Origin of the sequence: Nocardiopsis mwathae (assembly GCF_014201195.1) — a bacterium.
Classification (GTDB): domain Bacteria; phylum Actinomycetota; class Actinomycetes; order Streptosporangiales; family Streptosporangiaceae; genus Nocardiopsis_C; species Nocardiopsis_C mwathae.
The window spans coordinates 2,495,075-2,513,654 of the sequence record NZ_JACHDS010000001.1 but is presented as its reverse complement, the minus strand read 5'-3'; the positions used below and the strand labels follow the sequence as shown (position 1 = coordinate 2,513,654).

Sequence of the window (18,580 nt, the reverse complement as noted above, 5' to 3'; positions counted from 1 at the left end):
TGCGGGGAAACGGCGGATACCCTGGACGACTGCCCTGACCAGACGATCCACGACGTGGGAGAGACGAGCACCAGTGACCGGCATCCACGGCCGCCGCGGACCCTTCGAAGACGGCGACAGCGTGCAGTTGACCGACCCCAAGGGGCGGATGCACACCATCATCCTGCGCGCCGGCACGGCGTTCCACACCCACCGGGGGCGGTTGGACCACGACGACCTGATCGGCAGGCCCGAGGGCAGCGTGGTGCGCTCCACCTCCGGGACCGCCTACGTCGCGCTGCGCCCGCTGCTCAGCGACTTCACACTGTCGATGAAGCGCGGCGCCACCATCGTCTACCCGAAGGACGCCGCGCAGATCGTCGCGCAGGCCGACATCTTCCGCGGCGCCCGGGTCATCGAGGCCGGCGCCGGGTCGGGGTCGCTGTCGTGCTGGCTGCTGCGCGCCGTCGGCGAGGACGGCATGGTCTCCTCCTACGAGCGCCGCGAGGACTTCGCCGAGATCGCCCGCAACAACGTGGAGCGCTACTTCGGCGGCCCGCACCCGGCCTGGAATCTCACCGTCGGCGACCTGGCCGAGTCGATCGCCGACACCGACGTCGACCGGGTCATCCTGGACATGCTCGCGCCGTGGGAGTGCCTGGACGCCGTCGCCGAGGCGCTCATCCCCGGCGGCGTGCTGTGCGCCTACGTCGCCACCACCACGCAGCTCTCGCGTGTCGTGGAGGAGCTGCGCGAGCACGGGGCCTTCTACGAGCCGCACGCCTGGGAGACCATGATGCGCAACTGGCACGTGGAGGGGCTGGCCGTGCGCCCGGACCACAAGATGATCGGCCACACCGGCTTCCTGGTGACCGCCCGCCGCCTGGCCGACGGGGCGGAGGCGCCGGACCGTCGGCGCCGGCCGGCCAAGGGCGCCTACGGCGAGGACTACCGGAAGGCACGCGGCGCCCGTCAGGGCGGCGCGTCGGCCGACGCGGAGGCGGGGGAGGGCGCGGAGACCGTCGCCGACGGGCGGGGCGGCGACGTCGAGTAGGCGGAGCCGTCCGGCGCGCGCGGCCGCGGCCTCGGCGCCGCGGCCGCGCTCCGGTGGCCGGATCAGGCCGCGGACCTGGGTGCGAACGTTACTTTCTCATTACGGCGCGCGCGGACTTACCAGGGTGACCTAGGGGTTTACAAGATCAAAAAGTGAGGCCTTCCACACTGGCCGGACGCCGGAGGTTAGGAACAGTCCACGGGTAGGTAGGGTTCCGAGTAGTCGTCCTCTTCATAGGGAGGTGGCGGACGTGGCCGAACGCGACGACGAGCGTCAGACGGAGCGCGACCGTGAAGTCGCGGAACTCACCGCTCAGGTCTCCTATTTGGAAAAGGAACTCAGCGTAGTCCGGCGCAAGCTCGCGGACTCCCCCCGCCACGTGCGGCTGTTGGAAGACCGGCTCCGCGAGGCGCAGGCGAACCTCGCCGCGGCCAACGGTCAGAACGAACGCCTTGTGGCGACCCTGAAGGAAGCGCGCGACCAGATCGTGGCGCTGAAGGAGGAGGTCGACCGGCTCGCGCAGCCGCCGTCCGGGTTCGGGATCTTCCTGGAGACGCGCGACGACGAGACGGTCGAGATCTTCACCAACGGCCGCAAGATGCGCGTGAACGTCAGCCCCTCGGTCGACATCGAGGAGCTGCGCCCCGGCCAGGAGGTCATGCTCAACGAGGCCTTCAACGTCGTCGAGGCGCAGTCGTTCGAGACCGTGGGCGAGGTCGTCATGCTCAAGGAGTTCCTTGAGGGCGACCGTGCTCTGGTGATCTCCAACCACGACGAGGAGCGGATCGTCCGGCTCGCCGAGCCGCTGCGCGACGAACCGGTCCGTCCGGGCGACTCCCTGCTGCTGGAGCCGCGGTCCGGCTACGTCTACGAGCGCATCCCCAAGTCGGAGGTCGAGGAGCTCATCCTCGAAGAGGTCCCCGACATCTCCTACACCGACATCGGCGGGCTCAGCGGCCAGATCGAGATGATCCGCGACGCCGTCGAGCTGCCCTACCTGCACAAGGACCTCTTCTACGAGCACCAGCTGCGCCCGCCCAAGGGCGTGCTGCTCTACGGTCCCCCCGGCTGCGGCAAGACCCTCATCGCCAAGGCCGTCGCCAACTCGCTGGCCAAGCAGGTCGCGGAGAAGACCGGCCACGACGTCGGCAAGAGCTTCTTCCTCAACATCAAGGGTCCCGAGCTGCTCAACAAGTACGTGGGCGAGACCGAGCGGCACATCCGCCTGGTCTTCCAGCGTGCCCGTGAGAAGGCCGGCGAGGGCACGCCGGTCATCGTGTTCTTCGACGAGATGGACTCCATCTTCCGTACCCGCGGGTCGGGTGTGTCCAGCGATGTCGAGAACACCATCGTCCCCCAGCTGCTCAGCGAGATCGACGGTGTGGAGGGCCTGGAGAACGTCATCGTCATCGGTGCCTCCAACCGCGAGGACATGATCGACCCGGCGATCCTGCGGCCCGGCCGCCTCGATGTCAAGATCAAGATCGAGCGGCCCGACGCCGAGGCCGCGCGCGACATCTTCTCCAAGTACATCACCACCACGCTGCCCCTCCACGAGGACGACCTGGCCGAGCACGGCGGGTCGACCTCCGCGACGGTCGACGCGATGATCCAGCGCGTGGTCGAGCGGATGTACACCGAGACCGAGGAGAACCGCTTCCTGGAGGTCACCTACGCCAACGGTGACAAGGAGGTCCTGTACTTCAAGGACTTCAACTCCGGCGCGATGATCGAGAACATCGTCGACCGGGCCAAGAAGATGGCGATCAAGGACTTCATCGACCACCAGGCCAAGGGCCTGCGGGTCTCCCACCTCATGCAGGCCTGCGTGGACGAGTTCAGCGAGAACGAGGACCTGCCCAACACCACCAACCCCGACGACTGGGCGCGCATCTCCGGTAAGAAGGGCGAGCGCATCGTCTACATCCGGACCCTGGTGTCCGGCAAGAAGGGCGCGGATTCCGGCCGGTCCATCGACACGGTGGCCAACACCGGCCAGTACCTGTAACGACGCGGCGCAGCAGCCCGCCGGAGCCCCCGGCGGGCTGCTGGCGTGCCCGCGGATCCGCGGTTCGGCGCGCCGAACCGCGGCCGGGAAGCGACACGCGGCCACCCGGGTCGGGCGGGGTGCGACATCTCCTTTCCCACCGGGCACCCGGGTGCCATAAGTCGCATAAGAAGGCGGCCGTTGGGCCACAATTCGCTACGCGGAGTTCAAGATGACCCGACGGTGGATAACCTCTCATCATGAGTGTTCGGCGGATAATGGGCATCGAGACCGAGTACGGCATCTCCGTACCCGGCAATCCCGGAGCCAACGCGATGGTGTCCTCTACGCAGGTGGTCAACGCCTACCTGGCGGCCTCTGCCGCCCGGGCCCGCAAGGCCCGGTGGGACTTCGAGGAGGAGAATCCGCTGCGCGACGCGCGCGGCTTCGACCTGGCTCGGGAGGTGGCCGACCCCACCCAGCTGACCGATGAGGATCTCGGGCTGGCCAACGTCATCCTCACCAACGGCGCGCGGTTGTACGTCGACCACGCCCACCCCGAGTACTCCGCGCCCGAGGTCACCAACCCCCTCGACGCCGTGCTGTGGGACAAGGCCGGCGAGCGGGTGATGGCCGACGCCGCCCGGCGGGCCGGCGCCATCCCCGGGGTCGACCCCATCCAGCTCTACAAGAACAACACCGACAACAAGGGCGCCTCCTACGGCTGCCACGAGAACTACCTGATGCGCCGGGCCACCGCGTTCGGCGACATCGTCCGGCACCTCATCCCCTTCTTCGTCTCCCGCCAGGTCATCTGCGGGGCCGGGCGTGTGGGTATCGGCGCCGACGGCCGCGACAACGGCTTCCAGATCAGCCAGCGCGCCGACTTCTTCGAGGTCGAGGTGGGCCTGGAGACCACCCTGAAGCGCCCCATCATCAACACGCGCGACGAGCCGCACGCCGACCCCGACAAGTACCGCCGCCTGCACGTGATCATCGGCGACGCCAACATGAGCGAGGTCTCCACCTACCTCAAGCTCGGCACCACCTCCATCGTGCTCGCCATGATCGAGGACGGGTTCATCAGCGTCGACCTGACCCTGGACACCCCCGTCGCCGACCTGCGCGCCTTCTCCCACGACCCCGGGCTCACGCACACCGCGCGGCTGCGCGACGGCCGCCGGATGACCGCCGTCCAGATCCAGCGCGAGTACCTCGACCAGGCCCGCAAGTACGTCCAGGACCGCTACGGCACCGACGTCGACGCCGACACCGCCGACGTGCTCGACCGCTGGGAGTCGACCCTCGACCGGCTGACCGAGGACCCCATGCAGCTGGCCGAGGAGCTCGACTGGGTGGCCAAGCTCAAGCTGCTGGAGGGCTACCGCAGCCGCGACGGCCTGGACTGGGGCCACCACCGGCTGGAGCTCGTCGACCTGCAGTACTCCGACGTGCGCCCGGAGCGGGGCCTGTACAACCGGCTGGCGGCGCGCGGACGGATGGAGCGCCTGCTCGACGACGCCGATGTGGAGCGCTCCATCACCGAGCCGCCGGAGGACACCCGGGCCTACTTCCGCGGCCGCTGCCTGGCCCAGTACGCGGACTCGGTGGCGGCGGCCTCCTGGGACTCGGTCATCTTCGACCTGCCGGGCTACGACTCCCTCCAGCGCGTCCCGACCTTGGAGCCGCTGCGCGGCACCAAGGAGCACGTGGGGGCGCTCCTGGACCGCTGCCCGACGGCCGCCGACCTGGTCGCCGTGCTCACCGGCGGCCGCCGCTGAGGGGCGGCCCACGAATCGATGAGGCCGAGCCCCGCCGACCGCCGTGGCGGCGGTCGGCGGGGCCTGTCCCCTGGAGGGGCCGAAGGCCCCGGGCCGGTGCGCGACCGGACCCGGGGGAGGGGGCGATCACCCCGATCGGGTGCGATCGGTCGGGTCAGCCGGTGAAGAGGCGCAGGTTGAACTGCGACAGGGTCGGGTTCAGCGGCTGGTAGAAGACGACGCCGCCGGTCCGGCAGTTGCCCGAGCCGCCGGAGGTCATGCCCTGGGCCTGGTCACCGCTGACCCAGGAGCCGCCGGAGTCACCGGGCTCGGCGCACGCGTTGGTCCGGGTCATCCCGTGGACCGCGCCCTGCGAGTAGCGGACCGTCTGGTTCTTGGCCTGGATGGTGCCGCAGCGCCAGCCGGTGGTGGAGCCGGAGCGGCAGATGGAGGCGCCGATGTTGGCCTCCCGGTGGCCGGTCACCCGCACGGTCCCACCGGCCTGGTACCGCGACACCAGCGGGGTCGGGGTCAGGTTCGAGGTCGCCCGGACGAAGGCCATGTCACGGTTGGGGAAGATGCTGTTGGCGACGACGCCCCGGCCGTTGCCCAGCGTGATGTTGGTGCCCACGCGCCCGCAGTGCCCGGCGGTGGTGAACCCGGGGCGTCCCTGGCTGTCGACGGCGGCGTGGCCGACCGAGCAGCGCCCGCCGAAGTGGTAGGCGACGCCGCCGACGATGTTGGCGTAGGTCTCGGGCCGCTCGTCGCTCTCCTCGACGCGCACGGTGTCGGCGTCGACGTCGGCGGCGGCGATGAGCTCGTGGGCCGACTTGGTCTCGCCGGGCAGCACCGTGATGACGACGCTGTCGTCCTGCAGGTCGGCGTACCAGCCGGTCACCGCGTCGGAGGCAGCGGACTCGGCGTCGTTGAGCTCCTCGACGACCTCGTCGAGGGCGTCCTCGCCGTGCGCGACCACGCGGGTCTCCACGCCGAGCGCTTCCAGCCCCTTGGCGGCGGAGGCGTCGGTCACCGAGACCGTCAGCTTGCCGCTGTCCTGGTCGAAGACGGCGCCGCCGAACGCGTCGCCGGCCTTCTCCCGGACGGTGTCTTCGAGGTCGCGGGCCTCGGCCTCGTCGGCCATCAGCTTCTGGGCCTCGGCGAGGGAGGACAGGCCGAGGTCGTTCATCAGTGCTTCGCTCTGGGTGTCGCCACCGCGGGGGGCGGTGTCGGGGGAGTCAGTGGAGGCTTCGGCGGACGCCGCCGCGGGGGAGGCGATGAGGCCGAGGGTGAGGGCTGTCGCGCCCAGTGCGCTGAAGATGGGGGATGTTCGCACGTTCCCTGCTCCTTGCTGGTCTGGTTGAACAAGGCAGGGCCGACGCCGTTGCCGGCGATGTGGCGTCGAACCTGACGTCGGGGACCGTCCTTGTGGGAGGGTCACCGGCGCGCGCCTACCGGGTATTCGGTAGGCGATTGGGACTATAAGACGGTGGACGCTTCAACAACAGGGTTGAAAAGGAAACAAAAATTATGAATATGAGAGGACGATCCGTTCATCCCATCTCAGCATGAAAACCACTGGTGAGGGCATGTGCGACGACCAGCGGTCATACGAACGTATGGGGTCAAACGCTGACATTCGTTGCGATTTCAACCCTTGCAAACTGGCCGGATGCGGCCAGTGTCGGATGTCCGGAGTGTGGGATCGATCGCTGTCCGTCCCGCCGGGGTGCGGAATCTCGCCCGGGGCATCGGTGTTCGTACGGATGTACGGGATTCCAATGGGTAACGTGCACACAACGGGCATCACGATCAAGGTTGAGTCGGGGCCCGTTGGGCCAAGATAAGGGCGAGAGTCCCGCGATCGAGGAGGTTGATCCGATGGCGACGAAGGACACCGGCGGGCAGAAGCACGCGAGCCGGCGCGACGAGGACGTCGAAGAGGTCGAGGCCGGCACCGACGTCCAGGAGCGCAACGAGAAGCTGGACGAGGAGGTCGACGACATCCTCGACGAGATCGACGAGGTCCTGGAGGCCAACAGCGAGGACTTCGTGCGGCAGTTCGTGCAGAAGGGCGGAGAGTAGGCGCCGTCGGCGTCCATCGCCGCCACGGCGCCGGTACGGCGCCGGTACGGGCGGCCGGTCGGTCCGGGTGGGTCGGCCGATCCGCGCCGAGCGCGGCGGGGGCACCGGCGCACCGCAGGCCCGATCCGGTTCGCTGACAGCGGAAGTCAAGATCCGCACGCACGCCGGTGCCACGGCGTCAGTAGGGTCAACGGTAGATGGAAATACCCCATGCGCCCCGCCTGCCCCCGGTCGACGGGCGGGACGCGACGGAAGGGAGTCGCGTGTCTGAAGCGTTCGAGTTCGGTGGACGGTTGCCCGCCGCGTTCATGAATCCGGGAACCTCCTCCTTCTCCGAGTTCCTCGGCCAGGTCGCCCCCGACCTGCTGCCGGGGCGGCGGGAGCTTCCCCAGGGCACCGGTTCGCATCTCACGCCGGACGCCACCACCATCGTCGCGCTGACCTATCCCGGAGGCGTGGTGCTGGCCGGTGACCGCAGGGCCACCTCGGGCAACGTCATCGCCAACCGCGATATGGACAAGCTCTTCCGCAGCGACGAGTTCTCCGCCGTGGCGATCGCCGGGGCGGCGGGCATCGGCATCGAGCTGGCCAAGCTGTTCCAGGTCGAGCTGGAGCACTACGAGAAGATGGAGGGCCGCTCCCTCTCCCTGGAGGGCAAGGCCAACCGCCTGGCCACCATGATCCGCGGCAACCTCGGGATGGCGCTGCAGGGATTCGTCGTGGTCCCGCTGCTCGTCGGCTACGACCAGGCATGCGGGGAGGGGCGGATCTTCAGCTACGACCCCGTCGGCGGCCGCTACGAGGAGCACCGCTACCACTCCATCGGGTCCGGCTCCGTGTACGCCAAGGGCTCGCTGAAGAAGCTCTACCGCGAGGACTACAGCCAGGAGGACGCCGTCTACGCGGCGATCCAGTCGCTGTACGACGCCGCCGACGACGACGCCGCAACCGGCGGGCCGGACGTGCACCGCAAGATCTACCCCCTGGTCGACGTGATCACCGAGGACGGCCACGCGCGGCTCCCGGCCGACGAAATCGAGCGACTGGCCACACGGGTCGTCGAGGGGCGCGCGGAGCACCCCGACGGACCGACCGCGCCGCTGCGCTGATGCCCCGACGCCGAACCGCCGGCGGCGCACCGGCGCCCCGACCCCGACGACCTGAGCAAAGGAACGATCTGCGGTGACGATGCCGTTCTACGTCTCGCCCGAACAGAGCATGAAGGACAAGGCGGACTACGCGCGCAAGGGAATCGCGCGTGGCCGCAGCGCCGTGGTACTGCAGTACGACGGCGGCATCCTGTTCGTGGCGGACAACATGTCCCGGACCCTGCACAAGATCAGCGAGCTCTACGACCGCATCGCGTTCGCCGCAGTCGGCCGGTACAACGAGTTCGAGAACCTGCGCCTGATGGGCGTCCGCTTCGCCGACGTGCGCGGCTACGCCTACGACCGCAGCGATGTCAACGGCCGCCAGTTGGCCAACACCTACGCCCAGGTGCTGGGGTCGGTGTTCAGCGAGAGCAACAAGCCGGCCGAGGTGGAGATCGTCGTCGCCGAGGTGGGCGACGACTCCGAAAGCGACCAGATCTACCGCATCACCTTCGACGGCTCGGTCGTCGACGAGCGCGGGTTCTTGGCCATGGGCGGCTCGGCCGACCGGGTCAGCAGCGCGCTCAAGGAGCGATTCGACAAGGGCGCGCCGCTGTCCACCGCCCTGGTCTCGGCGATGCAGGCGCTCAAGCACGAGAACGGCGAGCAGCGCGAACTGGAGGCCGGGAGCCTGGAGGTCGCGATCCTGGAGCGGGCGCGCGAGCACCGCAAGTTCCGCCGGATCCAGGGGGAGCGGCTGACCCGCCTCATCGACGAGGGCCACGCCGCCCAGGAGGCGGAGAAGGGCGGCTCCTCCGGTACCACCGAGGCGTCCGGGGAGGGCGACGCCTCCTGACGGACACTGCACGGACACCGGACGGGCGGTGACGGGCACTGACGGACGCCGGGTCGGCGGGGACGGGGACCACAGCCCGTCCCGCGGACCCGAGTCCGTCCGCACGGAGCTCGCCCACCGGTCGTTTCCGGGGCCGCTCCGCGGCCGATAAATAGGGTGGAGTCGTTGCGCTACCGCGGCGTTCGCCGACCGCTGTGGCCATGGACGGGAGACGGGTGAGACCGCATGGAACGTCGGATCTTTGGCTTGGAGAACGAGTACGGCGTCACCTGCACCTTCCGCGGGCAGCGGCGGCTGTCCCCGGACGAGGTGGCGCGCTACCTGTTCCGGCGGGTCGTCTCCTGGGGACGCAGCAGCAACGTCTTCCTCCGCAACGGAGCGCGCCTCTACCTGGACGTCGGCAGCCACCCGGAGTACGCCACCCCCGAGTGCGACGACCTCGCCGACCTCGTCGCCCACGACAAGGCCGGGGAGCGGATCCTGGAGGGCCTGCAGGTCGACGCCGAGCAGCGGCTGCACGAAGAGGGGATCGCGGGCGAGATCTACCTCTTCAAGAACAACACGGACTCCGCGGGCAACTCCTACGGCTGCCACGAGAACTACCTCGTCGGGCGGCACGGCGAGTTCGGCCGGCTCGCCGACATCCTCATCCCGTTCCTGGTGACACGGCAGATCGTCTGCGGCGCCGGGAAGGTGCTGCAGACGCCGCGCGGCGCGCTGTACTGCGTGAGCCAGCGCGCCGAGCACATCTGGGAGGGCGTGTCCTCGGCGACCACGCGCTCCCGGCCGATCATCAACACCCGCGACGAGCCGCACGCCGACGCCGAGCGCTTCCGGCGGCTGCACGTCATCGTCGGCGACTCCAACATGAGCGAGACCACCACGCTGCTCAAGCTCGCCTCCACCGACCTTGTGCTGCGGATGATCGAGACCGGTGTGGTCATGCGCGACTACACCCTGGAGAACCCCATCCGGGCGATCCGCGAGGTCAGCCACGACATGACCGGTCGGCGCAAGGTGCGGCTGGCCAACGGGCGCGAGGCCAGCGCACTGGAGATCCAGCGCGAGTACCTGGAGAAGGTGCAGGTCTACGTCGACCGCAACGGCACCGACGCCACCGGCAAGCGGGTGCTGGAACTGTGGCAGCGCACTCTGGAAGCGGTCGAGACGCAGAACCTCGACCTGGTGTCGCGCGAGATCGACTGGGTCGCCAAGTACAAGCTGCTGGAGCGTTACCGCGCCAAGCACGGCCTGTCGCTGTCGTCGCCGCGCGTCGCCCAGCTGGACCTGACCTACCACGACATCCACCGCGACCGCGGCCTGTTCTACCTGCTGCAGCGCAAGGGCCAGATGGACCGCGTGATCGGCGACCTGAAGATCTTCGCCGCCAAGTCGATCCCGCCCCAGACCACCCGGGCGCGGCTGCGCGGCGAGTTCATCCGCCGGGCACAGGAGAAGCGGCGCGACTTCACCGTCGACTGGGTCCACCTCAAGCTCAACGACCAGGCGCAGCGCACCGTGTTGTGCAAGGACCCGTTCAAGGCGGTGGACGAGCGCGTGGAGAAGCTCATCGCCGGGATGTGATCCCCTCGGCGGGCGGTCGGGGACGCCCGCCTCTTACCGGGCTCTCACCCGGAGACGGCACTATTGCCCTTTCGATAGTGTGTCGGGGACCCGAGCCGGATTATTGAGGTAGTGACCTATGCGACGACGTGCCGCCGCCCTTGCGGTGCCGTTCTCAGCCGTGCTGCTGGCGATGACCAGCTGTGCGTCGATCCCTGAGGAGTGGAAGACCCCCGCCTTCCTCCAGTCGGACGCCGACCAGAAGGACGCCCGGCTGCCCACCGTCACCGGCGAGGTCGGCACGGCACCCGAGGTCGACTTCGGGGACAAGGCACCCCCGGGTGAGCAGCTGTCCGGGCTGGTCGAGAAGGGCCCCGGAGAGGGGGCGCTGATCCGCCAGGACGACCTCCTGCAAGTCCAGATCGTCGACTACCAGTGGACCGGCAAGGGGGAGGCGGAGCAGACCCAGTCCTCGTATGAGGCCGGTGCTCCGGTGCTCCTCAAGATGGAGGAGATGAGCGACGAGCTGCGCAAGGACCTGGTGAACCAGCCGGTCGGCAGCCGCGTCGTGTTCGTCTTCCCCGGCCAGGACCCCGACGAGGCGGCGGCGATGGGCCAGCCCGAGCCGGAGCCCGGCGACTCGGTGTCGGTCGTCGACGTCGAGAAGCGCTACGGCAAGGGCGACGTCGTCCCGGGCAAGCAGACCACGGACGGTGGCGACGGCCTGCCCACATCGCCGGACTCCGGGCCGGGCAAACCCGAGATCACCATCCCCGAGGACACCGACCCGCCGAAGAAGCTGGAGACGGTCGACCTCGTCGAGGGCGACGGCCCCGAGGTCGCCAAGGAGCAGCAGGTCGTCGTCCAGTACACCGGCGCCCGCTGGGACGACGGCAAGGTCTTCGACTCCACCTGGGACCGCGGCGGCATCCCCTTCACCTTCGCGATCGGCTTGGAGCAGGTCATCAAGGGCTGGGACCAGGGCCTGGAGGGCAAGAAGGTCGGCAGCCGCGTGATGCTGGTGATCCCGGAGGACCTCGCCTACGGCAAGGACGCCGCGCAGACCGGCTCTCCCGCGGGCACACTCGTCTTCGTCGTCGACATCCTCGGCGCCGTCGACAGCACCCCGCCGCCCCAGGCCGAGCCGGAGGACGGCGCGGACGACGCCAAGAAGGGCGACGACGAGCAGGGCGACGACGAGAGCGACGACGAGAGCGACGAGGACGACGGCGGCCGGTAGTCGGCTCCGCGCCGACCGCGCGCCGACTCCTCTCGACCGAGCTTCTCCTGCCGGCTCCCCGCGGTTCGCCCGCGGGGAGCCGTCGCGCTTCCGTGGCGTTGAACCGCCATCCGGACCGGATCTGAGGTCAGGGCGGCACGAGGAGACCGGCCGCGTGGCGTCCGGCTGCGGCCGCGGTCAGGAAGTAGGCCGCGTCCGCGTCCAGGGAGCGGCCCATGGTGGACAGGCGCACGGGGAGGTCGTGCAGCGCCTGTTTCAGGCCGTCGATGGGGACCTCGACCACCAGGTGGCGCTCGGCCAGCGGGGCGGCCTCCGAGCGTACGCGCGTGCCGAACGCGCCCGGGAGCTGGGGGACCACGACGTCGGCCGGGGCCAGCGCCACCCTCCCGTAGGCGGTGATGCTGTGGTGGGAGACACCCCGGTGCCGTTCGCGCGCGTCGGCCTCGCTGACGCGCAGGGACGCGACGGCATGGCCGCCGAGCACGGCCGCGGCGTTGACCGCCTCACCGGTCGAGACCCCGGAGAAACCCCACGGTGTGCCGGTGCCGAGGTTGCCGGGGCCCTGGGCCACGATCGCGATGTCGGCGCCGAGGATGTGCCGGGCGGCCAGCAGCCCGGTGTGCACGGTCACCGTCTCCAGATCCCCGCCGAACGCCTGGCCGACCGTGACCGTCGCCGCCAGCAGCCCGGCCGCGCGCAGGTCGGCGAGGGAGCGGGAGAATGCGGCGGGCAGCGCGCCGCCGTCGAGCATCACGTAGACGACGCGGGCTTCGGGGCGGCTGTGGTGGATTCCGGCGAGGATCGCGGGCAGTGCCGAGTGCAGGTCGGCGGTGACCACCGGCATGCCGTCGATGCCCTCGGCGTCGCGCAGTGCGGCGTGGTGGGGCGAGTCCTGTTCGTCGGCCCCGAGTACCGTGGTCTGCAGCGGCGTGTAGCGGGCTTTGACCAGGTGCCCCGGCGCGGGGGACGGGTCGGGCGGCAGGCGGTCGGGCAGTGCGATGACCATGGCGTAGCCGCCGGTGCCCAGCCTCATGTCCAGGGCCGTGGTGTTGAGCAGGACGCGGTCACCCACCTCGGGGCGGCCGACCAGGTCGGTGTAGGCGAGCGCTCGGCAGGTGCGCGGTGCGATGTCCTCCCGGATCTCAGCGCCCTCCTCGTCCGCGGCTGCTCTGGTGTCGTCGCTGGTGGCGTCGCCGTCGGTGATGCGGACATCGAGTTCGGCGGCCCCGGGCCAGGTGCGTCGGATACCGGTGACTTCTCCTGCGCGCCATTTGATCACGCTTGGCACGGTACCGTCATGCCCCAGAGGCGTACGGGGACAACGCGCGAGAACGGCCTGCGGGCGCGGGAGAAAGGATGCGGCGATGTCGCGGAGGAAGACCGAACGGCAGCTCAACCTGGTGATCTGCCTGCTGGCCACGCGGCGGTTCCTCACCGCGCGGGAGATCCGGGCGACGGTCGCCGGGTACTCCGAGGCCGAGAGCGACGCCGCGTTCAAGCGGATGTTCGAGCGGGACAAGAAGGAGCTGCGTGAGAGCGGCATCCCGATCGAGACCGGTGGCGGCGACGTCTGGAGCGACGAGGAGGGCTACCGCATCTCGCGGGCCGACTACGAACTGCCGGAGATCGAGCTGCTTCCCGACGAGGCGGCCGTTCTCGGCCTGGCGGCGCGGGCGTGGCGGCACGCGGCGCTGGGCGACGCGGCGGCGAACGCGGTCATGAAGCTACGCGCGGCGGGGGTCCCGGTGGACTCCGACGCCGCGCCGGGGATCACCCCGGTCCTGGGCACCGACGAGCCGGCGTTCCTGCCGATGTGGCAGGCGGTGCGGGACGGCCGTGCGGTGGCGTTCGACTACCGCAAGCCGGGGCAGCAGGTCGCCGCCCGGCGGGAGCTGGAGCCCTGGGGTGTGGTCAACGTCAGGGGCCACTGGTATGTCGCCGGGTATGACCGGGAGCGCGAAGCCCGCCGCGTCTTCCGGCTGGGCCGGATCACCGGACCGGTACGGCAGCTGGCCGGCGGCTCGCCGGTGCGCGTGCCCGAGGGAGTGGACGTGCGGTCGGTGGTCAGCGGCCAGCCGACCGAGCCGGAGCGGGTGGCGCGGCTGCGTGTGCACGCCGACTCCGGGCACGAGCTGCGCCGCGGCGCCCTGCGCATCGTCCCGGGCGCGGCCGAGCAGGGCCACCACCGCTGGGACGTGGTGGACTACCCCTACACCGACCTGGATCAGCTGGTGGGCACCGTGGCCCGGTTCGGTGACCGGGTGCGCATCGAGGCGCCGGAGGACGCGCGCGATGCGGTGGTGCGGCATCTGTCGGCCGTGGCCGGGCAGGAGCCCGCGGAGGCGCAGCCCGAGCCCCCGGGCGGCGCCGAGCCGGAGCCGGGGGCGCGCCGCACGGGCTCGGCGGCCGAGCAGCTGCGCCGGCTGCTGATGCTGGTGCCCTACGCGCTCAGCCACGATGTGCGCGTTCCCGAGGTAGCCGAGCACTTCGGACTCACAGAGGCCCAGGTGCTCAAGGACCTGAGCCTGCTGTGGATGTGCGGGCTGCCCGGCTACACGCCGGGCGACCTGATCGAGGTGGATCTGGAGGCGGCGGAGGCGACCGGGGAGATCATCATCGGCAACGCCGACACCATCGCCCAGCCGCTGCGCCTGACCGCTGACGAGGCGGCGAGCCTGGTCGTGGGGGTCGAGCTGCTGGGTGAGCTGCCGGGGATGGGCGGCAGCGACGCGCTGAAGCGGGCCGGGGAGAAGCTGCGTGCCGCCGCGGGGGCCGCCGCCGACCGGTTCGTCGACTCCGTGGGGGTGCGGATCGAGCTCAGTGAGGAGGTCCGCGAGCTGCAGCGCCGCTGTGACGAGGCGCTGAAGGCGGGCCAGCTGGTGCACCTGCGCTACCTGTCGGGCTATGTGGACGCGGTGACCGAGCGCGACGTCGACCCGATGGGACTGGTGGTGCAGGACGGGCACACGTTCCTGGAGGGCTGGTGCCGCCTGCGCGAGGACGTGCGGCTGTTCCGGCTCGACCGGGTGCTGGACCTGACGGTGCTGCCCTACCCGGCCGAGGTGCCGTCGCGGGCGCGCCGCCGTGACCTGAGCGGGGGTGTGCTGCAGCTCTCCGACGACGATGCGCGGGTGACGCTGGACCTGGACGCGTCGGCCCGCTGGGTGACCGAGGACTACCTGTGCTCGGCGGTGCGGGAGCTGCCCGACGGGCGGCTCCGGGCGACCCTGCGGACCCCGGCCCCGGCCTGGGTATGCCGCCTTGCGCTGCGCCTGGGGCCGCAGGCTCGGGTGGTGGCCCCGGCCGACCTGGCGGAGCGGGTGCGCGAGGACGCGCGGCGCGCCCTGTCCGCCTACCCCTGACCCGGCACCCGCGATGTCGCCGTTCCGCTCCTCCTCCCGAGATCATCGGAGGAGGAAGCGATGAACACCACAGAACGGGCGCGGGGCAGGGCGTTCCGGCGGGGGCCATGCCGGGTTCGTCCGGGTGTCGGGTGGATTTCGGACGTAACGGAGTAAGGTGAAATGGTGCTTGTGTTCGTCGGCCTCGCGGTGGTGACCCTGGTCGGAACGGCTGTCGTGGCGGTCCTCGTCGTCCGGATGCTGACGGAGATGCGGCGACTGCGTGCGGCGCTGGCGCGGACCGGCGACGAGCTCGCCCCCCGCTACGCGGCAGTGCGCGACGCGGGCGAGCGTGCCCGCGAGCAGGTGCGCGTGGTGCACGCGAGCACTGCGCGTACCATCGATGGCGCAGGTAGCGCCCCGAAGAGAGGTTGAGCCATGGGGATGGATGCTAGGACCATTGCACTACTGGTGCTCATCGCACTGGTGCTGTTCGGTGCCAAGAAGCTGCCCGAGCTGGCCCGATCGCTGGGCCGCAGCGCCCGGATCCTCAAGGCCGAGAGCAAGGGCCTCATGGACGAGGACACCGGCGATCAGCAGGGTGAGCGGACGGCGTCCGCACAGCAGCCGGGTCAGCAGGCCGCGGCTCCCGCACCGCAGGCCTACGATCCCCAGCAGGGGCCGGTGAGCAACGGTCCGCAGCCCGCCACGGGCGGATACCCGGAGCTTCCGTCGGGCCAGCGGATCGTGAACGAGAACGGTGAACCGGTCCGCCGCAGCTACAACGACTAGGACCGACGAGCAGCGACCAGGACGGCCGACCGCAACGGCCGCCGTCCAGCGGGACGGATCCGGAATCGGTGAACACGGCACCGGAATCCACCCCCACCATCCCTGACACCCCCCGTTGGTCTCGGGAGAAGGCGCCGCCGCGGCGGCGCCTTCTCCCGAGACCAACGCCAGGGCCGAAGAGTGCGACCAGCCAAGGCCGGCGGCGCCCGCGTGCGGCGGGTGGGGCCGGTTACCACGTGTGTTGAGGGTTCGAGGAGCGTAGACGGGCGATGCAGCTGCGGCGACAGCGGCGGATGAAGGACCCGGAAGGGCGCATGCCGCTGATGGATCATCTGCGGGAACTGCGCAACCGACTGGTCAAGGCGATGATCGCCGTCGCGCTCGGCACCGCGTTCGGCTACTGGGTCTACAAGCCCGTATGGGAGTTCCTCAAGGCGCCCTACTGCGCGCTGCCGGAGGCCCAGGCGGTCGACGGCGACTCCTGCAACCTCATCTTCACCGGAGTCTTCGACGCGTTCTTCGTCGCGTTCAAGGTCTGGGTGATCGTCGGGATCCTGGTCTCCAGCCCGTTCTGGCTCTACCAGATCTGGGCCTTCGTCGCCCCGGCCATGCGCGGCCGGGAGCGGAAGTTCACCTACGTCTTCGTGCCGCTGGCCGTCATCCTGTTCCTCTGCGGCGCCGCGCTCGCCTACGTCATCACGGAGCTGGCGATGAAGGTGCTCTTCGGCTTCGCGCCCGCCGATGTGATGCCGATGATCACCATCGACAACTACCTCGGCTACATGCTGCTGATGATGATGGTGTTCGGCGTCGGGTTCGTGCTGCCGCTCCTGGTGGCGCTGCTCAACCTCATGGGCGTGCTCCCGCACGCGGCCATCGCCAAGTGGCGCCGCGTCATCATCTTCTTCTCGTTCGTGCTGGCCGCGGTCCTCACCCCGGCCGAGCCGATCTCCATGCTCGCGCTGGCGATCCCGATCATCCTCCTGTTCGAGCTGGCGGAACTCTTCTGCTACATCAACGACCGGCGGAACCGGTCCGCCGACCCCATGGCCGACCTCGGCGACGACGAGATCTCCGACCTGGACGGCGTCATGGGCGAGAATGAGGAAGAGGGCGCCCGGGGAGTGCCGAAGCGCTAGGGTCTTCCACGGATCCGGTCCGGTTTCGGCCGGATCCCAGCGGAATCCGCCCGAAGACACTCCGAGAAGCAGGAGGCGAGCACGATGAGCGACAAGCCCGCCGGACAGACCGAGCGCGAGCTTCCGCCCGAGGCGATGGGCAACGAGAAGTGGCACGACACCACCGACGCGGTGTGGATGCGATCCTCGCTGTCCAGTGAGGACTCCGACGCCATCGTCGAGGTCGCCAAGTTCGACGACGGCTTCCGTGCCGTCCGCGACGGAAAGAACCCCGAGAAGGGCATCCTGTTCTTCACCCCCGCAGAGTGGGAGGCGTTCGTGCTCGGCGCCAAAGACGGCGAGTTCGACATCCCGGAGGAGTATCTGACGCCCGAGGAGGCGGCCATCCAGCGCGGCGAGGTGCCCGTGACGGCGGTCCCCTCACCCAACAACACCAGGACCGCCGGTTCCGCCGACTCCGGCAGGGGAGAGGACACGGCGAAGCCGGCGGAGACGTCGGACTAGAGCGTGATCCGCGGAACGCGCCTTGGGGCGTGTTCTGTGGAGCATGCCCTAGCGCCGATCGGGTCGTGCCGGGTAGAGATAGAGGACGCAGGTACCGCAACGGAGCCGGTGGGTGGAAGCGGCCGCTGGGCGGCGGCATCCGTGGGTCGGCCCCGGGCCGGGTCCTCGACGCCCCTGTGACACCTCTGATCGGAACCGCCATGGCTCAGCAGATCGCGCTCCTGGTCAACCCCGCTTCCGGCCGCGGCCGCTCCGCCGTGGTCGGCTCCCGCCTGCTGCGCGAGCTGCGGAGCCGCGGCGCCGACGTCACCGTCCACATCGGCCGCAGCCCCGCCGATAGCGTCCGGCTCGCCCGCGAGGCGGTCGCGGCGGGACCCGACGCGCTGGCGGTGGTCGGCGGAGACGGCCTCGTCCACGGCGCACTGCAGGCCGTCGTGGGCACCGATGTCCCGCTCGGCATCGTTCCGGCCGGAACCGGCAACGACATCGCGCGCGCCTTCGAGGTCCCCCGCACCGTCCCCGGCGCGGCCGCCGCGATCCTCGACGGCGGCGCCGCCGACGCCGACACCGTGCGCGCCGGCGGCCGCCACTACCTGAGCGTGCTCGCCTGCGGCTTCGACTCGCGGGTCAACGAGCGGGTGAACGGCTTCCGGTTCGGGCTGGGCCGGGCGAACTACCTCATCGGGCTCGCCGCCGAACTGTCGTCGTTCACACCGATCCCCTTCACCGTGGAGGTCGACGGTCAGCGGCTGGAGGCCGAGGGGATGCTCGTGGCGGTCGGCAACACCACCTCCTACGGCGGCGGAATGCGCATCTGCCCGGAGGCGGTGGCCGACGACGGCCGACTGGAGGTCGTGTTCGTCCACGCGGTTCCCCGGGCGTCGTTCCTGCGCTTCTTCCCGCGGGTCTTCGACGGCAGCCACACCGGACTGGACGAGGTCACCGTCCTGCGCGGGCGCACCGTCACCATCAGCGCAGCCGGACCCGCCGGCCGGCCGGTGGTCGGGTACGCCGACGGTGAGCGGCTGAGTGAGCTGCCGGTCACCTGCGAGGTGGTGCCCGGATCGGTGCGCGTGCTGCGGTGACCGGCCGGAGCCCCTCCGTGACCGGTCCCGTCGCCGCCCGGCGGTAGGGCGCCCGTCACCGGCGGACCACGCCGGCCGGCTGTGCGCGCCACCCGTTTCTACGCCAT

Annotated in this window: 16 protein-coding genes; 14 read left to right on the top strand and 2 right to left on the bottom strand. The window is 70.3% G+C overall.

Going from position 1 to position 18,580, the window contains the following annotated elements; genetic code table 11:
• Positions 1–73: 73 nt before the first annotated feature.
• The 3 genes from HNR23_RS10585 (at position 74) to dop (ending at position 4,801) form a co-directional block, all read left to right on the top strand.
• Complete coding sequence (locus HNR23_RS10585) at positions 74–1,033, top strand: tRNA (adenine-N1)-methyltransferase (RefSeq protein WP_184075412.1); 960 nt, start codon at positions 74–76, stop codon at positions 1,031–1,033.
• Positions 1,034–1,274: 241 nt separating this feature from the next.
• Positions 1,275–3,041, top strand: a complete 1,767-nt coding sequence (gene arc / locus HNR23_RS10580) for a proteasome ATPase (RefSeq protein WP_184075411.1) — start codon at positions 1,275–1,277, stop codon at positions 3,039–3,041.
• 239 nt (positions 3,042–3,280) lie between these two features.
• Positions 3,281–4,801, top strand: coding sequence for a depupylase/deamidase Dop (gene dop, locus HNR23_RS10575; protein WP_343070511.1), 1,521 nt, complete (start codon positions 3,281–3,283; stop codon positions 4,799–4,801).
• Between the two features lie 154 nt (positions 4,802–4,955).
• On the opposite strand, the gene HNR23_RS10570 is transcribed toward dop, so the two are convergent.
• Complete coding sequence (locus HNR23_RS10570) at positions 4,956–6,113, bottom strand: alpha-lytic protease prodomain-containing protein (RefSeq protein ID WP_184075410.1); 1,158 nt, start codon at positions 6,111–6,113, stop codon at positions 4,956–4,958.
• A 545-nt stretch (positions 6,114–6,658) separates the two neighbouring features.
• Here HNR23_RS10570 and HNR23_RS10565 point away from each other — a divergent pair.
• The 5 genes from HNR23_RS10565 to HNR23_RS10545 all read left to right on the top strand — a co-directional run bounded on the left by HNR23_RS10565 (position 6,659) and on the right by HNR23_RS10545 (position 11,612).
• The gene (locus tag HNR23_RS10565) at positions 6,659–6,862 is read left to right on the top strand and encodes a ubiquitin-like protein Pup (RefSeq protein WP_184075409.1); all 204 of its coding nucleotides are present in this window, start codon (positions 6,659–6,661) and stop codon (positions 6,860–6,862) included.
• 263 nt (positions 6,863–7,125) lie between these two features.
• A complete protein-coding gene (gene prcB, locus HNR23_RS10560) occupies positions 7,126–7,971 on the top strand; it encodes a proteasome subunit beta (RefSeq protein WP_184075408.1) in 846 nt (281 codons plus the stop codon).
• A 79-nt stretch (positions 7,972–8,050) separates the two neighbouring features.
• Complete coding sequence (gene prcA / locus HNR23_RS10555) at positions 8,051–8,809, top strand: proteasome subunit alpha (protein ID WP_184080175.1); 759 nt, start codon at positions 8,051–8,053, stop codon at positions 8,807–8,809.
• A 225-nt stretch (positions 8,810–9,034) separates the two neighbouring features.
• Entirely contained in the window at positions 9,035–10,393 is a 1,359-nt protein-coding gene (pafA, locus tag HNR23_RS10550; protein WP_184075407.1) for a Pup--protein ligase, read from the top strand.
• 118 nt (positions 10,394–10,511) lie between these two features.
• On the top strand, positions 10,512–11,612 hold the full coding sequence (locus tag HNR23_RS10545; protein WP_184075406.1) for an FKBP-type peptidyl-prolyl cis-trans isomerase: 1,101 nt from the start codon (positions 10,512–10,514) through the stop codon (positions 11,610–11,612).
• A gap of 127 nt (positions 11,613–11,739) precedes the next feature.
• Here the strand turns inward: HNR23_RS10545 and HNR23_RS10540 are convergent, their stop codons facing one another.
• Positions 11,740–12,891 carry a DUF3866 family protein gene (locus tag HNR23_RS10540; protein ID WP_184075405.1) on the bottom strand — a complete coding sequence of 384 codons (1,152 nt, stop codon included), beginning with the start codon at positions 12,889–12,891 and terminating at the stop codon, positions 11,740–11,742.
• Between the two features lie 85 nt (positions 12,892–12,976).
• Here HNR23_RS10540 and HNR23_RS10535 point away from each other — a divergent pair, with 85 nt between their 5' ends.
• The 6 genes from HNR23_RS10535 to HNR23_RS10510 all read left to right on the top strand — a co-directional run bounded on the left by HNR23_RS10535 (position 12,977) and on the right by HNR23_RS10510 (position 18,473).
• Positions 12,977–14,974: a helix-turn-helix transcriptional regulator gene (locus HNR23_RS10535; protein WP_184075404.1), complete on the top strand. Its 1,998-nt coding sequence runs from the start codon at positions 12,977–12,979 to the stop codon at positions 14,972–14,974.
• Positions 14,975–15,136: 162 nt separating this feature from the next.
• Complete coding sequence (locus HNR23_RS10530) at positions 15,137–15,388, top strand: hypothetical protein (protein ID WP_184075403.1); 252 nt, start codon at positions 15,137–15,139, stop codon at positions 15,386–15,388.
• Positions 15,389–15,397: 9 nt separating this feature from the next.
• Positions 15,398–15,745: a twin-arginine translocase TatA/TatE family subunit gene (locus tag HNR23_RS10525; RefSeq protein WP_184080174.1), complete on the top strand. Its 348-nt coding sequence runs from the start codon at positions 15,398–15,400 to the stop codon at positions 15,743–15,745.
• 314 nt (positions 15,746–16,059) lie between these two features.
• Positions 16,060–16,884, top strand: coding sequence for a twin-arginine translocase subunit TatC (tatC, locus tag HNR23_RS10520; protein ID WP_184080173.1), 825 nt, complete (start codon positions 16,060–16,062; stop codon positions 16,882–16,884).
• A gap of 84 nt (positions 16,885–16,968) precedes the next feature.
• A complete protein-coding gene (locus HNR23_RS10515) occupies positions 16,969–17,388 on the top strand; it encodes a DUF397 domain-containing protein (RefSeq protein ID WP_184075402.1) in 420 nt (139 codons plus the stop codon).
• Between the two features lie 200 nt (positions 17,389–17,588).
• Positions 17,589–18,473: a diacylglycerol/lipid kinase family protein gene (locus tag HNR23_RS10510; protein WP_184075401.1), complete on the top strand. Its 885-nt coding sequence runs from the start codon at positions 17,589–17,591 to the stop codon at positions 18,471–18,473.
• Positions 18,474–18,580: the final 107 nt, after the last annotated feature.

Bases quoted from the DNA above. Each gene is read 5' to 3' on its own strand.
- dop (WP_343070511.1), top strand. From the start codon at position 3,281: ATGAGTGTTCGGCGGATAATGGGCATCGAGACCGAGTACGGCATCTCC.
- HNR23_RS10565 (WP_184075409.1), top strand. From the start codon at position 6,659: ATGGCGACGAAGGACACCGGCGGGCAGAAGCACGCGAGCCGGCGCGAC.
- prcA (WP_184080175.1), top strand. From the start codon at position 8,051: ATGCCGTTCTACGTCTCGCCCGAACAGAGCATGAAGGACAAGGCGGAC.
- pafA (WP_184075407.1), top strand. From the start codon at position 9,035: ATGGAACGTCGGATCTTTGGCTTGGAGAACGAGTACGGCGTCACCTGC.
- HNR23_RS10545 (WP_184075406.1), top strand. From the start codon at position 10,512: ATGCGACGACGTGCCGCCGCCCTTGCGGTGCCGTTCTCAGCCGTGCTG.
- HNR23_RS10535 (WP_184075404.1), top strand. From the start codon at position 12,977: ATGTCGCGGAGGAAGACCGAACGGCAGCTCAACCTGGTGATCTGCCTG.
- HNR23_RS10530 (WP_184075403.1), top strand. From the start codon at position 15,137: ATGGTGCTTGTGTTCGTCGGCCTCGCGGTGGTGACCCTGGTCGGAACG.
- HNR23_RS10525 (WP_184080174.1), top strand. From the start codon at position 15,398: ATGGATGCTAGGACCATTGCACTACTGGTGCTCATCGCACTGGTGCTG.
- tatC (WP_184080173.1), top strand. From the start codon at position 16,060: ATGCCGCTGATGGATCATCTGCGGGAACTGCGCAACCGACTGGTCAAG.
- HNR23_RS10515 (WP_184075402.1), top strand. From the start codon at position 16,969: ATGAGCGACAAGCCCGCCGGACAGACCGAGCGCGAGCTTCCGCCCGAG.
- HNR23_RS10510 (WP_184075401.1), top strand. From the start codon at position 17,589: ATGGCTCAGCAGATCGCGCTCCTGGTCAACCCCGCTTCCGGCCGCGGC.